Genomic DNA, 13,627 nt, shown 5'->3' on the forward strand with positions numbered 1-13,627 from the left:
CTGACTGATGCCCAGCGCAACTATGCCGAGCAGCAGTACGCGCTGTTCCGCAGCTGGTACGCCAGCTGGTCGGCCGAGCAGAACCTGGCCTGATCCCAAGGCCGTGCCTCGGCCCCTGTGGGAGCGGGCACGCCCGCTCCCACATTGATCGACGTACACAGGGCCATTGAGGGCAAACACTCAAGCCAGACGCACCAGCGCCTCTTCCACCGCAGCCACCACCTGGTTGCCCTGGGCACCCGGCAGCCGCCACGCGGCGATGGTCATGCCCAGTGCCACCGCGTGCTCGACCGGCGCAACCAGTTCGCCGCTGTCCAGGTAACGTTGCACCAGGCTTCTGCGCCCCATCAGCACCCCTGCCGCCAGCAGGGCCTGCTGCAGGGCAATCGAGTACAGGGAAAAACCCGGCCCACGGGCGACAAACTTGTGCCCGGGCATCACCGCACCGCTCCAAACCGCCCAGTCATTCCAGCCCACATCGGCGATACAACGGACATTGGCAAGGTCCTCAGGACCGGAGATGTCGGCCGCCAGTGCCGGAACACATACCGGCAGGATTTCTTCCGTGGCTATCCTGCGCTGCCAGCGCTCGGGCTTTGCGGTGTAGAACAGGCACAGGTCGAACGGGCTGCGTTTCAGGTTGGGCGGCTCATCCACCGCCGTGACCGAGATTTCGATGGGCGCCAGCAGGCGGGTCAGCTCCGGCAGGCGTGGCCCGATCCACAACTGCGCCAACGCCGGGGAGGTGACGATATGCACCCGTTGCGGTGCAGCCAGGCGTCGCAGCGTGCGCGCTGCAGCTTCCACGGCGTCGAATGCTTCGGTGAACTGGGCTTTGACGCTTTCGCCCAAGGGCGTCAGGCGCACACCTTTCGCATGGCGCTCGAACAAGGCGGCGCCGAATTCGCTTTCCAGGGTCTTGACCAGGGCGGCGATAGCACCTGGGGTCACCTTGAGTTCCAGGGCTGCACGGGCGAAGCCGCCCAGGCGGGCAGATGCTTCGAAGGCGCGCAAGGCATTGAGCTGCAGCGAGTGCCGCGTGGGGCTATCGATATACACGGTGTGAGACCTATTTTTTTTAGGCCTACTATTCCAGAAATCTGACGTTGTGGCCAACTGTCACGCACATTAACGTGGAGGTGCCTGACCGGCCTCTCCAGAACACCTTCAAGGAACTCAAATGCCGTACCCCAGCGCGACCCAAGCGTTCAAGCAGGGCGCCCACCATGCCCTGCCGTTGACCTCCGGCATCGTGCCCTTCGGCCTGATCACCGGAGTCACCGCAATCGGCATGGGCCTGTCGCCGGCCGATGCCATCGGCATGACGTTGCTGTTTTATTCCGGGTCGGCGCAGATGGTGGTGATGCAATTGATGCAGAACGCCGCCCTGCCGGTGACCATGGTGGTTACCGCACTGGTGATCAACCTGCGCTTCCTGATGTACAGCGCCAGCCTGGCCCCGCACCTGGGCCAGCTGCCGCGTCGCCACAAGTGGCCGATGGCCTATATGCTGTCTGACCAGTCCTTTGCACTGTGCTCGCTGAAGCTGGGTTCTGGCGGGCTGGGGCAGCATGCCTACCCCTACTATGCCGGTACGGCGATCACCATGTTCTTCGGCTGGAACCTCGCGGTGCTGGCAGGCATGTACCTGGGCGCAAGCATCCCAGAAGACTGGTTGCTGGGCTTTGCCATTCCCTTGTCGTTCCTGGCCCTGTTGATACCCAGCATTCGCAGTGCAGCCACACTCGGCGCGGCGCTGACCGGTGGCGTGCTCGCCGTGCTGGCCGCCGACCTGCCCTACAACCTGGGCCTGCTGACCGGCGCGCTGGGCGGCATCATTGCCGGGCTGGCCATCGAGAGCTGGAAAAAACCGCAGGCCATGCCTGAAGCCAACACCGAGCAGGAAGCATCATGAGCGAAATGACTCAATGGATAACCTTCGCCTTGATCGGCCTGGGTACCTTCGCCATCCGGCTGTCGTTCATCGAGCTGCACACGGTGTTGCGCATCCCTCCGCTGTTTCGCCGTGCGCTGGCGTATGTGCCGGCCAGCGTACTGGCAGCACTGGTATTGCCGGCAGTGGTGTTCCCCGACCGACATGCCGGGTTTGACTGGATGAACCCGCAGATACCGGCGGCGCTACTGGCTGCGCTGGTGGCCTGGCGTACACGTAGCACGATGCTGACGCTGGTGGTGGGTATGGGGGTGTTGTGGGCGCTGAAGCACTGGGGGATGTAGCCCGTTCTTACGCATGGCGAGGTGTGGCCTGCGCGGACTTTGTAGGAGCGGCCTTGTGTCGCGAAAGGGCTGCGAAGCAGCCCCAGGGTTTCAGCACAGAGGCACAAATTGCCGGGGCTGCTTCGCAGCCCATCGCGACACAATGCCGCTCCTACAACGACCTGCGTCAACCGGTCAGGTGGCTGGTTTGCCGGCGATGGCGCCGGATTGCCAGCTGCGCCACCACCAGGTCCAGGTGGGCGCCACCGGCATTCTTGTAGACTGTCCGGTCTTGCGCTGCCCTGGTAGCGCCCTTTGCGCACAGGTCGAACAAGTCGCCTTCAATGTGGCTCAGTGCTCCGCTCTTCAACGGCCCGCAGATATCGCCCGATGCCTGGGCCGTCGAGTAGTCGTCGACAAACACCCGCGCGTTGCGCAGCACCTCATCGTCGGCCTCACGCATGTCTTCGCGAAAACCACCCACCAGGTCCACATGGGTACCTGGGCGAATACGCGCGCCCTTGACAAGCGGCTGCAGCGAGCTGGTCGCACAGGTAACGATATCGGCCTGCTCAAGCGCGGCATCCAGGTTGCTGACCACTTCGACCGCCACCTGCTCGCCAATCAATCGCCGGGCATGCACGAGCTTCTCGGGTGAACGGTTCCACAGCAACACACGCTTGATGCTCGGGCGAATGTGCAGATATGCCGCTGTCAGCGCCTGCGCGATCGGGCCTGCACCGATCACCAGCAAGGTCTGGCTGTCTGCGCGGCTCAGGCTCAGTGCCGCCAGCGCCGAGTCGGCAGCGGTCTTCCAGCGGGTAATTTCCGGGCCATCCATGAACGCGGCAATCGCCTTGGTCTGCTCATCGATGACCACGAATGCAGCCTGCTCCACCGGGCGCGGCGGCACCAGGCTGCTGTTGCCGGGGTTGATCGAACACACCTTCAACCCGGCACCGTAGCCCGGCAACACCACACCACGGCTGAACAGCCCAAAGCCGGCGTCGCCGATGAAATAGCTGTCCCCCTGCGGGCGTGGCCCTTGGTGAGCCTCGCGCAAGGCATCGATGACGGCGCCCCAGTTCAAGGCAGCAGCAATGTCTTCAGCCGTGTAGATGTGCATGTCGTGGCTCCTGGTCGTGTGCCTGGGTTATCAGATGGCGCTGGCCTTGGCCAGGTCCAGCGAGCGTGTCTCCGGTGCCATCAGCCAGGTGCAGAGCAGCCCGACCATCGAAATGCCGAACGCCACGATCATGGTATTGCCAATGCCGATGGAGTCCAGCGACATGGGCACCAGGTAGGTACCGACGGCGGCGCCGATACGCGACAGCGAAGTTGCCAGGCCAACAGCAGAACCCCTGATCTCGGTCGGGAACAGTTCGTTCGGGTACACGTACTGCAGCACCTGCGCGCCGCCGATGAACAAGGCATAGCTACCGAACAGGGCCAGGGTGACCACCCCTGCCCCATCGGGGTACAGGCCCAGCAACAACAAGGCCAGGCCCGACCACAGGAAGCTGTGGATCAGCATGTTGCGCCGGCCCATGGGGTTGATCAACTTCACGCCCAACAGGCAACCGAACACGAAGATCACGGTAATGGCCACTGCACCCCAGGCCGCCAGGTCGCCGGTGAGGCCCATGGCCGAGAGAATTTTCGGGGCGAACGCATAGATGGCGAACTGCGGAATGATCGAACAGGTCCAGAACATGCTGACGAAGAAAATGCGCTTGCCGTAACTGGAGTGGAACAGCGACCAGACCGACACTTTGCGCTCGGACGGTGCTTCGGCCAGATCGGTGATGGAAAAGCTGTTGCCGTAGACCCTTTTCACTACCTGGTCGGCTTCGTCGACTCGGCCCTTGCTCAACAGCCAGCGGGCAGATTCCGGGGTGCCCGCACGCATGATCAGGAACAGCACGCCGGGTACTGCCGCACTCGCCAAGGCCCAACGCCAGGCCTCCGGGCCCATGCTGCGCAGGATGAACTCACCGGCGACATAAGCCACGGCAGCGCCGACGAACCACATCATCACCAGGCTGGCGAGAATGGACCCGCGTTGCTTTCTGGGCAGGAATTCAGCCAGCAAGGAGGTCGCCAGTGGGTGGTCGGCACCGATGGCGACACCCAATGCAAAACGCAGGGCGATCAACGCCGCAGCGGAGGTGACCCAGAACTGGCCGAGGGAGAACAGCGCGAGTGCAACCAGCACCAGCACATACAATGTCTTGCGACCCAACTTGTCGGTAAACAGGCCACCGACGAAGCCACCGAAGAACATACCGACCAGCGAAGCTGCGGCTACCATACCTTCTTCAAGAACGGACAATTGCAACGACTGGCTGAGTTGAACCAGGACAACACCAATGATGCTCAGGATATAGCCATCCAGAAACGGCGCACCCGAGGAATAGATGGCGAGCTTCTTGTGGAAGCTGTTGAGCGGGGCGTCTTCCAGGGAAATATTATGTTTATTAGTCATGGGCTTGGCCTTTGTTGCTGCTCGGCGCAGACCACCCACAGGCCGGGGCCTGCGGGAAGATCCGATTATTATTGGAATGCAATCGATCACTGCTGAGCCATCCATGAAGCTCATGGCGCAGACAGTAAACTCACATGACCTGGGGTGATGTAAGGATTACTCCAAAGAATGCGAGATCTCGGTCAAGCGCCTTGGGATGGATGCGCAAGAAAGGCGAACATCGAGCATTGGCGACAGGCAAACGAAGAGCACCATTACGCGTTGCAATGATGGGTGACGGGAATATGGGAGAGAGAGGAAATGGCGTCCCAGGCAGGAATTGAACCTGCAACCTTCCCCTTAGGAGGGGGATGCTCTATCCAATTGAGCTACTGAGACACAAGCACCGGCAGCGAGCGCTGCACAGCGGGACGGCAAGCATGTTAACCAGCATGCTCGCGTTTGTCATGTCTGCGCCGGGCTTTTTCGCGTAATCCTTTTCTGGCACTGCTATGCCCGAGGCAACACACCCTCATCACGCAGCAACGCGAACAACCCCGCGACGGCAACCTCAAGGGTAGCGGAGTTGTCCAGCGCATGCACCGACGGGTCGGCAATCGCCTGCAAGCGTGCATTACGTGCCAGCCGCTGCTCGACTTCTTCAGCGCTTTCCCGGCCGCGGGCCAGCAAGCGCTGGCGCAGCACCTCGGGTTGGACGTCGACCAACACTGCCAACAAGTCCGGATAACGCTGGCGCGCCTCGGCCAGGTATGCCCGCGAGCCATTCACCAGCACCGCCCTGCCCGCCGCCAGCCACTGGTCCACCTGCCGGGGAATGCCATAGTCCAGGCCATTGGCCCGCCAGTGCATGGCAAACGCGCCCTGGGCACGCAGGATTTCGAACTGCTCGGCCGTGACCCCATGGGCAGCTTCACCCTTGGCTTCAGCCGAACGCGTGATGATACGCCGGGCAATTTCTACCCCCGCGGCCGCCAGCCGCTCACGCGCAGCGTCGATCAGGGAATCTTTCCCGGAACCCGACGGTCCTATCAGAAATATCAACCGGCCTGTCCCTGATCGGCATTCGCTTGCGTCATGTTGCATAGCCACTATGCTCTATGTAGGGAAACCGGCGCATTCTAGGGGTTTTCCGGACCTTTTGCTGCGTTTTTACAGTTTTTGACGGCAAAAGTCTGACGTTTGGGCAAGCCGGAGTATGTAAAACTTTTCAAACCAGTGCTCATTTCTGATAATTGGTACTGGCAGAAAGCCTTTATCCGGCTCACTATTTGTCACAGAATTGACGCCAAGGAAACGGCGACCATGAGGCAAGATGAGCATCCATTTTTCACTGACGGTTGAACATTTTGTCGTCGCCACGGTCGTACTTCCACCCCGTGCGGCCAATTTGAGAACCGCTTCCCCTGAACCAAAATCCGGTCAATTTATATGCGCCCATTGAAACAGGCTATTTATTCGAGCCGCACCGCTGACAAGTTTGTCGTCCGCCTGCCAGACGGGATGCGTGAGCGCATTGCCGAGGTAGCGCGCAACCATCACCGCAGCATGAACTCCGAAATCATCGCACGCCTGGAACAGAGCCTTATCCAGGAAGGCGCTTTGGGTGACGAGCTGAGCATGCGCCTGGACAGCCCTGAACTGTCCCTGCATGAGCGCGAGTTGCTGCAGCGCTTCCGCCAACTTTCGCACCGCCAGCAGAACGCGCTGGTCGCCCTCATCGCTCACGATGTGGAAATGGCCGCCGACGCTTCCTGAGGTTTGCAGCGGATGTAAAAAAGCCAGCGTAAGCTGGCTTTTTTTATGGGCTATCTGAAGCAAACGCAGCCCTCTGTGGGAGCGGGTTTACCTGCGAACACCGGCTATGCCGGTGCCATGCACCGCGTTGCATTCTTCGCGGGTAAATCGGATCGCCGCACCGCCGCTCCCACAGGGATTGTGTAGGGGCTCAAAGCAGGAACAGCGTAGCCAGCCCCAGGAAGATGAAGAAGCCGCCGCTGTCGGTCACGGCAGTAATCATCACGCTCGCCCCCATCGCCGGGTCACGCCCCAGGCGGGCCAAGGTCATCGGGATAAGCACGCCCATAAGCGCCGCCAGCAACAGGTTCAAAGTCATCGCTGCAGTCATCACCACCCCCAGTGACCAGCTGCCATACAGCCAGAAAGCCACCGCACCAATCACACCCCCCCAGACCAGGCCGTTGATCAGCGACACCGCCAACTCTTTGCGCATCAAGCGACTGGTATTACCTGGCGACACCTGGTCCAGCGCCATGGCGCGGACGATCATGGTGATGGTCTGGTTACCCGAGTTGCCACCAATACCCGCAACGATCGGCATCAACGCAGCCAACGCCACCAGCTTTTCAATCGAACCCTCGAACAGGCCGATCACGCGCGAAGCAAGGAAGGCGGTAATCAGGTTGATCGCCAGCCATGCCCAACGGTTGCGGAACGAGCGCCAGACCGAGGCGAAGATGTCTTCTTCCTCGCGCAGACCGGCCATGTTGAGGACTTCGCTCTCGCTCTCTTCACGAATCAGGTCGACCATCTCGTCAATGGTCAGGCGGCCAATCAGGCGCTCGGCCTTGTCGACTACCGGTGCCGATACCAGGTCATACCGCTCGAAGGCTTGCGCAGCATCGTAGGCATCTTCCTCGGGCTGGAACGAGACAGGGTCGGTCGCCATGACCTCCGCCACCTTCTTCTCCGGGTCATTGACCAGCAGGCGCTTGATCGGCAATACGCCCTTGAGGATGCCGTCGTAATCGACCACGAACAGTTTGTCGGTATGGTTCGGCAGCTCTTTCAGGCGGCGCAGGTAGCGCAGCACCACTTCCAGGCTGACATCTTCGCGGATGGTGACCATCTCGAAGTCCATCAGCGCACCGACCTGCTCCTCGTCGTAGCTCAGCGCCGAACGCACGCGCTCGCGCTGCTGGGCATCGAGGGTTTCCATCAACTCGTGAACAACGTCACGCGGCAGCTCTGGCGCCAGGTCAGCCAGTTCGTCGGCGTCCATTTCCTTGGCGGCGGCGAGCAGCTCGTGATCGTCCATGTCGGCGATCAGCGATTGGCGAACCGAATCGGAAACTTCCAGCAGAATGTCGCCATCACGATCCGAGCGCACCAGCTGCCAGACCGTCAGGCGATCTTCCAGGGGCAAGGCTTCGAGGATATAGGCGATGTCGGCGGGGTGCAGGTCATCGAGCTTGCGTTGCAGCTCGACGAGGTTCTGACGGTGGACCAGGTTTTCCACCAGGTCGTTGTGCGCACCCTCCTGGCGGTGGGTCAGGTCTTCGACCACGCGCTGGCGCTGCAGCAGTTCGACCACCTGGGCCAGGCGATCCTGCAGGCTGTCTTGCGCTTTTTTTACTTCTACTTCAGTCATAGGCGAACTCCACTCCCAGCAGCGGAGCACGCCGGGAGAATCAATCGGTCAGATCTTTCTGTATGAATCTTGTTAGCGAGTAACTACTGGGTAAGTCCATGGTGGTTTTCCACAAGCCCCGGCGGGGCTGACGGGCGCAATCATACACTGCTCAAGCTGTCAGATCGCTTAAAATTTTGGCCAGAACAATCGTTTGCGTGATAAAGCTAGGACAACGCGTGAAGCTATCAGTACGACGGTGGCTCTGGCGGTTAAAGCACATTTGATGTGTGCCTGGATGTGTTTGTGGTGCCTGGGCGATTTTTTGGGTCCGCTTTGCGGCCCAAGCTACACCACAATCATTACAGGAGAGCTTAGATCGACACGGCTAACATTTCTGCGCCGCAGAAAAACAAAAAGCCCGCTCAAATGAGCGGGCTTTTTGATGGGGTATGGCGGACTCAGCAGGATTCGAACCTGCGACCGCTCGGTTCGTAGCCGAGTACTCTATCCAGCTGAGCTATGAGTCCGTGGTGGTAGTTTTAGACCAGGTTACCACTGGTTGACTGAAGTAGCTTTGCAAGCAGAGCCACTTCAAGAAAGTGGCGGACTCAGCAGGATTCGAACCTGCGACCGCTCGGTTCGTAGCCGAGTACTCTATCCAGCTGAGCTATGAGTCCGCGAATGGCAGTTTTAAACCAGATACCGCTGGTTGACTGAAGTAGCTTTGCAAGCAGAGCCACTTCAAGAAAGTGGCGGACTCAGCAGGATTCGAACCTGCGACCGCTCGGTTCGTAGCCGAGTACTCTATCCAGCTGAGCTATGAGTCCGCGATTGGAAGTTTTAGACCAGATACCGCTGGTTGATTGAAGCAGCCTTGCAAACAAAGCCACTTCAAAAGTGGCGGACTCAGCAGGATTCGAACCTGCGACCGCTCGGTTCGTAGCCGAGTACTCTATCCAGCTGAGCTATGAGTCCGTGTCTTGCCGCGCATTATAGGTCGCTGAAACATTTTTGCAAGAACGTTTTCGTTTAAAATCAACTACTTAGCGTTCTTACTGTTTACAGCGCCCTACGCAAATAATGGCGGTGAAGGGGGGATTCGAACCCCCGATACCCTTATGAGGTATACTCCCTTAGCAGGGGAGCGCCTTCGGCCACTCGGCCACCTCACCGCAACACGAGGCGAATATTAAAGAACCTCTTTCACCTTTGCAACCCTTTTTTTGAAAAAAACTTCAAAAAAATTAAAGGCTTGGCTCTTCATCCTTCTCCTTCTTGATCCGCAGGTAGATTTCCTCGCGGTGAACAGCCACTTCTTTCGGGGCGCTGACGCCAATACGCACCTGGTTGCCTTTGACGCCAAGCACCGTCACGGTGATCTCGCCGTCTCCAATGATCAGGCTCTCGGCGCACCGACGAGTCAGAATCAACATAGCTTTCTCCTTACGCAAAACATTCAGGGGTAACAGTCTTGGGTGTCAGGGCTGGTCGTGGACGACGACCTGGCCCCGGTTACGCACCACACAGGGCAGGACAGGGCCTGCGTGGCGAGCAGAAACGCGAAGGGCGCGGCATCAGCCGCGCCCTTCCAGGCAACGCCTTACTCGCCCTGTCGGGCAGGAGCATCGAGCTCGAACGCGGTGTGCAGCGCGCGTACGGCCAGCTCCAGGTACTTCTCTTCGATCACGACCGAAACCTTGATCTCGGAGGTGGAGATCATCTGGATGTTGATGCTCTCCTTGGCCAGGGCTTCGAACATGCGGCTGGCAACACCGGCGTGCGAACGCATGCCGACGCCAACGATCGAGACCTTGGCGATCTTGGTGTCGCCGATCACTTCACGGGCACCGATTTCGCGGGCGGTGTTTTCCAGCACGCTCTGCGCCTTCTCGTACTCGTTGCGGTGTACGGTGAAGGTGAAGTCGGTGGTGTTATCGTGGGCAACGTTCTGCACGATCATGTCCACCTCGATGTTCGAGGCGCTGATCGGGCCGAGGATCTTGAAGGCCACGCCCGGGGTGTCCGGCACGCCGCGAATGGTCAGCTTGGCTTCATCACGGTTGAAGGCGATACCGGAAATGATCGGCTGTTCCATGGATTCCTCTTCATCAATGGTAATGAGGGTACCTGGACCCTCTTTGAAGCTGTGCAGCACGCGCAGCGGAACGTTGTACTTGCCGGCGAACTCCACCGAACGAATCTGCAGCACCTTGGAACCGAGGCTGGCCATTTCCAGCATCTCTTCGAAGGTGATCTTTTCCAGGCGCTGGGCCTGTGGCACAACCCGCGGGTCGGTGGTGTAGACACCATCCACATCGGTATAGATCTGGCACTCGTCAGCCTTCAGCGCTGCCGCCAGGGCCACGCCGGTGGTGTCGGAGCCGCCACGGCCCAGGGTGGTGATGCTGCCGTGCTCGTCCACACCCTGGAAGCCCGCAACCACGACCACGCGGCCTTCCTTGAGGTCGGCACGAATCTTCTGGTCGTCGATCTGCAGGATGCGCGCCTTGTTGTGCGAGCTGTCGGTGAGAATGCGCACCTGGTTGCCGGTGTAGGACACCGCTGGCACACCACGCTTGATCAAGGCCATGGTCAGCAGGGCAATGGTGACCTGCTCACCGGTCGACACGATCACGTCCAGTTCACGCGGAACCGGCTGATCGGTGATCTGCTTGGCCAGGTCGATCAGGCGATTGGTTTCACCGCTCATGGCCGACAGCACAACCACCAGGTCGTCGCCCGCCTCACGGTGTTTCTTGACCTTTTCGGCTACCTGCTCGATCCGCTCGATGGAACCGACAGAGGTGCCGCCAAATTTCTGTACGATCAACGCCATTTCAATGGTGCCTCAGCCCATACAGGGCCACAAAAAACAATCCAACATGAAGGAGCGGGCGACTAGACCACCCGCCCCTTCATCTCAAAGTCCCTGCTCTGCGAATGGCACGGCCAGCGCCAGGGCCTGGTCCAGTGCAGCGACGTCGACGCCACCACCCTGGGCCATGTCCGGACGGCCACCGCCCTTGCCACCCACTGCCGCAGCGGCTTGTTTCATCAGATCGCCAGCCTTGAGTTGGCTGGAGAGGTCTTTGGTCACGCCGGCCACCAGCACGACCTTGCCCTCATGCTCGCTGCCCAGCAGGATCACTGCGTGGCCGAGCTTGTTCTTCAACTGATCGACCAGGGCCAGCAGGGCCTTGCCGTCCTGCCCATCCAGGCGAGCGGCGAGTACCTTGGCGCCCTTGACCTCAACGGCCGCGTTGGAGAGATCGTCCCCGGCGGCGCTGGCGGCCTTGGCCTGCAGCTGTTCCAGCTGCTTCTCCAGCTGGCGGTTGCGCTCAAGCACAGCCGACAGCTTGTCGATCAGGTTGTCGCGGTTACCCTTGACCAATTGCGCGGCTTCCTTGACCTGCTCTTCGGCAGCGTTCAGGTAGGCCAGCGCAGCGGCGCCGGTCACTGCTTCGATACGGCGCACGCCAGAGGCCACGCCGCCTTCGCTGATGATCTTGAACAGGCTGATATCACCGGTGCGCTTGGCGTGGATGCCGCCGCACAGCTCCACCGAAAAATCGCCGCCCATGCTCAGCACACGCACGGTGTCGCCGTACTTCTCGCCAAACAGCGCCATGGCACCCTTGGCCTTGGCGGTTTCGATGTCGGTCAGTTCGGTTTCAACGGCGGTGTTCTTGCGCACTTCGCGGTTGACGATGTCTTCCAGCTGCTTGATCTGCTCTGGTTTCACCGCCTCGAAGTGGCTGAAGTCGAAACGCAGGCGCTGGCTGTCGACCAGCGAGCCTTTCTGCTGTACGTGCTCACCCAGTACCTGGCGCAGTGCTTCGTGCAGCAGGTGGGTGGCGGAGTGGTTCAGCGAGGTGGCGTGCTGCACGTCGGCATCGACCTTGGCCTCGACCTGCGAACCGATCACCAGCGCACCGCTGGCAACCACGCCGTGGTGCAGGAAGGCACCGCCGGTCTTGGTGGTGTCGCGCACGTCGAAGCGCGCAGCGCCAGCCTGCAGGAAGCCGCTGTCACCTACCTGACCACCGGATTCGGCGTAGAACGGCGTGCGGTCGAGCACGACCACCCCCTGCTCGCCTTCACCCAGTTGGTCGACGGCCTGGCCGTCCTTGTACAGGGCGATGATCTTGCCCTGGCCTTCGGTGGCGTCGTAGCCGAGGAACTCGGTAGCGCTGTCGACCTTGACCAGGCTGTTGTAGTCCATGCCGAAGGCGCTGGCGGAACGGGCGCGCTCACGCTGGGCGTCCATTTCACGCTCAAAGCCAGCTTCGTCGATGGTCAGCTCGCGCTCACGGGCGATGTCGGCGGTCAGGTCCATCGGGAAACCGTAGGTGTCATACAGCTTGAACACCACGTCGCCCGGTACCACGTCACCTTGCAGCTGTGCCAGGTCCTGCTCGAGGATGCGCAGGCCCTGCTCCAGGGTCTTGGCGAACTGCTCTTCTTCGGCCTTGAGCACGCGCTCGATGTGCGCTTGCTGGCTGTTCAGCTCCGGGAAGGCTTCGCCCATTTCGGCGACCAGGGCGGCAACGATCTGGTAGAAGAAGCTGCCCTTGGCGCCCAGCTTGTTACCGTGGCGGCAGGCACGACGAATGATGCGGCGCAGCACGTAGCCGCGGCCTTCGTTGGACGGCAGCACGCCGTCAGCGATCAGGAAGCCGCACGAACGGATGTGGTCGGCAACCACTTTCAGCGAGGCCTGGCCGTCATTGCTGCAACCGATGGCCTTGGCGGCGGCGCTCAGCAGGTTCTGGAACAGGTCGATCTCGTAGTTCGAGTGCACGTGCTGCAGCACGGCGCTGACGCGCTCCAGGCCCATGCCGGTGTCCACCGACGGTGCTGGCAGCGGGTGCAGAACGCCGTCGGCGGTGCGGTTGAACTGCATGAAGACGTTGTTCCAGATCTCGATGTAGCGGTCGCCGTCTTCTTCTGGCGAGCCTGGTGGGCCGCCCCAGATGTCTGCGCCGTGGTCGTAGAAGATCTCGGTGCATGGGCCGCACGGGCCGGTGTCACCCATGGTCCAGAAGTTGTCGGAGGCGTACGGGGCGCCCTTGTTGTCGCCGATGCGCACCATGCGCTCGGCCGGCACGCCAACTTCCTTGGTCCAGATGTCGTAGGCTTCGTCGTCAGTGGCGTAGACGGTGACCCAGAGCTTTTCCTTGGGCAGGTTCAGCCATTTGTCCGAGGTCAGGAAGGTCCAGGCGTAGGTGATGGCGTCGCGCTTGAAATAGTCGCCGAAGCTGAAGTTGCCCAGCATTTCGAAGAAAGTGTGGTGACGCGCGGTGTAACCGACGTTTTCCAGGTCGTTGTGCTTGCCACCGGCGCGCACGCACTTCTGGCTGCTGACCGCACGGGTATAGGCACGCTTCTCCGCGCCGAGGAAGCAGTCCTTGAACTGGTTCATACCGGCATTGGTGAACAGCAAGGTCGGGTCGTTGTTCGGGATCAGCGAACTGGAGGCGACTCGGGTATGGCCCTGCTCTTCGAAGAAGCGAAGGAAGGCTTCACGGATTTCTGCGCTTTTCATAGGTTCTTCC

11 protein-coding genes and 6 tRNA genes are annotated in these 13,627 nt (G+C 60.6%); 3 read left to right on the forward strand and 14 right to left on the reverse strand.

From position 1 onward, the window contains the following. Positions 1–180: 180 nt before the first annotated feature. Complete coding sequence (locus ACIP1G_RS27620; RefSeq protein ID WP_400742806.1) at positions 181–1,059, reverse strand: LysR family transcriptional regulator; 879 nt, start codon at positions 1,057–1,059, stop codon at positions 181–183. A gap of 121 nt (positions 1,060–1,180) precedes the next feature. On the opposite strand from ACIP1G_RS27620, the gene ACIP1G_RS27625 reads away from it, so the two are divergent. Further along, positions 1,181–1,915 (forward strand): AzlC family ABC transporter permease, encoded by a 735-nt coding sequence (locus ACIP1G_RS27625; RefSeq protein ID WP_400742809.1) that lies wholly within the window; start codon positions 1,181–1,183, stop codon positions 1,913–1,915. Then, positions 1,912–2,238, forward strand: coding sequence for an AzlD domain-containing protein (locus ACIP1G_RS27630; protein WP_346646853.1), 327 nt, complete (start codon positions 1,912–1,914; stop codon positions 2,236–2,238). The genes ACIP1G_RS27625 and ACIP1G_RS27630 overlap by 4 nt, the downstream gene beginning before the upstream one ends. A gap of 166 nt (positions 2,239–2,404) precedes the next feature. Here the strand turns inward: ACIP1G_RS27630 and ACIP1G_RS27635 are convergent, their stop codons facing one another. The 4 genes from ACIP1G_RS27635 to phnN form a co-directional block, all read right to left on the reverse strand. Continuing rightward, complete coding sequence (locus ACIP1G_RS27635; protein ID WP_400742812.1) at positions 2,405–3,343, reverse strand: ornithine cyclodeaminase family protein; 939 nt, start codon at positions 3,341–3,343, stop codon at positions 2,405–2,407. Between the two features lie 30 nt (positions 3,344–3,373). Continuing rightward, positions 3,374–4,702 carry an MFS transporter gene (locus tag ACIP1G_RS27640; protein WP_400742815.1) on the reverse strand — a complete coding sequence of 443 codons (1,329 nt, stop codon included), beginning with the start codon at positions 4,700–4,702 and terminating at the stop codon, positions 3,374–3,376. Positions 4,703–5,003: 301 nt separating this feature from the next. Next, positions 5,004–5,080, reverse strand: a tRNA-Arg gene (locus tag ACIP1G_RS27645). Positions 5,081–5,191: 111 nt separating this feature from the next. After that, positions 5,192–5,785: a phosphonate metabolism protein/1,5-bisphosphokinase (PRPP-forming) PhnN gene (phnN, locus tag ACIP1G_RS27650; protein ID WP_400742818.1), complete on the reverse strand. Its 594-nt coding sequence runs from the start codon at positions 5,783–5,785 to the stop codon at positions 5,192–5,194. Positions 5,786–6,130: 345 nt separating this feature from the next. On the opposite strand from phnN, the gene ACIP1G_RS27655 reads away from it, so the two are divergent. Further along, entirely contained in the window at positions 6,131–6,457 is a 327-nt protein-coding gene (locus ACIP1G_RS27655; RefSeq protein ID WP_033699552.1) for an Arc family DNA-binding protein, read from the forward strand. 190 nt (positions 6,458–6,647) lie between these two features. On the opposite strand, the gene mgtE is transcribed toward ACIP1G_RS27655, so the two are convergent. The 9 genes from mgtE to alaS form a co-directional block, all read right to left on the reverse strand. Continuing rightward, positions 6,648–8,090: a magnesium transporter gene (mgtE, locus tag ACIP1G_RS27660; RefSeq protein WP_400742821.1), complete on the reverse strand. Its 1,443-nt coding sequence runs from the start codon at positions 8,088–8,090 to the stop codon at positions 6,648–6,650. A 432-nt stretch (positions 8,091–8,522) separates the two neighbouring features. Beyond that, positions 8,523–8,599, reverse strand: a tRNA-Arg gene (locus ACIP1G_RS27665). A gap of 73 nt (positions 8,600–8,672) precedes the next feature. Then, a tRNA-Arg gene (locus ACIP1G_RS27670) sits at positions 8,673–8,749 on the reverse strand. Between the two features lie 73 nt (positions 8,750–8,822). Next, positions 8,823–8,899: transfer RNA gene (locus ACIP1G_RS27675), tRNA-Arg, on the reverse strand. A gap of 71 nt (positions 8,900–8,970) precedes the next feature. Beyond that, a tRNA-Arg gene (locus ACIP1G_RS27680) sits at positions 8,971–9,047 on the reverse strand. 106 nt (positions 9,048–9,153) lie between these two features. After that, a tRNA-Ser gene (locus ACIP1G_RS27685) sits at positions 9,154–9,244 on the reverse strand. A 72-nt stretch (positions 9,245–9,316) separates the two neighbouring features. Next, on the reverse strand, positions 9,317–9,505 hold the full coding sequence (gene csrA, locus ACIP1G_RS27690; RefSeq protein ID WP_003254503.1) for a carbon storage regulator CsrA: 189 nt from the start codon (positions 9,503–9,505) through the stop codon (positions 9,317–9,319). A gap of 167 nt (positions 9,506–9,672) precedes the next feature. Continuing rightward, complete coding sequence (locus ACIP1G_RS27695) at positions 9,673–10,908, reverse strand: aspartate kinase (RefSeq protein ID WP_284354041.1); 1,236 nt, start codon at positions 10,906–10,908, stop codon at positions 9,673–9,675. An 84-nt stretch (positions 10,909–10,992) separates the two neighbouring features. Beyond that, complete coding sequence (gene alaS, locus ACIP1G_RS27700) at positions 10,993–13,617, reverse strand: alanine--tRNA ligase (protein WP_400742823.1); 2,625 nt, start codon at positions 13,615–13,617, stop codon at positions 10,993–10,995. Positions 13,618–13,627: the final 10 nt, after the last annotated feature.

This window comes from Pseudomonas sp. NPDC089392 (genome assembly GCF_044749595.1).
In the GTDB taxonomy this organism is placed as follows: domain Bacteria; phylum Pseudomonadota; class Gammaproteobacteria; order Pseudomonadales; family Pseudomonadaceae; genus Aquipseudomonas.

Coding starts and splice junctions, on each gene's coding strand:
- mgtE (WP_400742821.1), bottom strand. CDS start 8,090: ATGACTGAAGTAGAAGTAAAAAAAGCGCAAGACAGCCTGCAGGATCGC.
- ACIP1G_RS27695 (WP_284354041.1), bottom strand. CDS start 10,908: ATGGCGTTGATCGTACAGAAATTTGGCGGCACCTCTGTCGGTTCCATC.
- phnN (WP_400742818.1), bottom strand. CDS start 5,785: ATGCAACATGACGCAAGCGAATGCCGATCAGGGACAGGCCGGTTGATA.
- ACIP1G_RS27635 (WP_400742812.1), bottom strand. CDS start 3,343: ATGCACATCTACACGGCTGAAGACATTGCTGCTGCCTTGAACTGGGGC.
- ACIP1G_RS27625 (WP_400742809.1), top strand. CDS start 1,181: ATGCCGTACCCCAGCGCGACCCAAGCGTTCAAGCAGGGCGCCCACCAT.
- ACIP1G_RS27640 (WP_400742815.1), bottom strand. CDS start 4,702: ATGACTAATAAACATAATATTTCCCTGGAAGACGCCCCGCTCAACAGC.
- ACIP1G_RS27630 (WP_346646853.1), top strand. CDS start 1,912: ATGAGCGAAATGACTCAATGGATAACCTTCGCCTTGATCGGCCTGGGT.
- ACIP1G_RS27655 (WP_033699552.1), top strand. CDS start 6,131: ATGCGCCCATTGAAACAGGCTATTTATTCGAGCCGCACCGCTGACAAG.
- alaS (WP_400742823.1), bottom strand. CDS start 13,617: ATGAAAAGCGCAGAAATCCGTGAAGCCTTCCTTCGCTTCTTCGAAGAG.
- csrA (WP_003254503.1), bottom strand. CDS start 9,505: ATGTTGATTCTGACTCGTCGGTGCGCCGAGAGCCTGATCATTGGAGAC.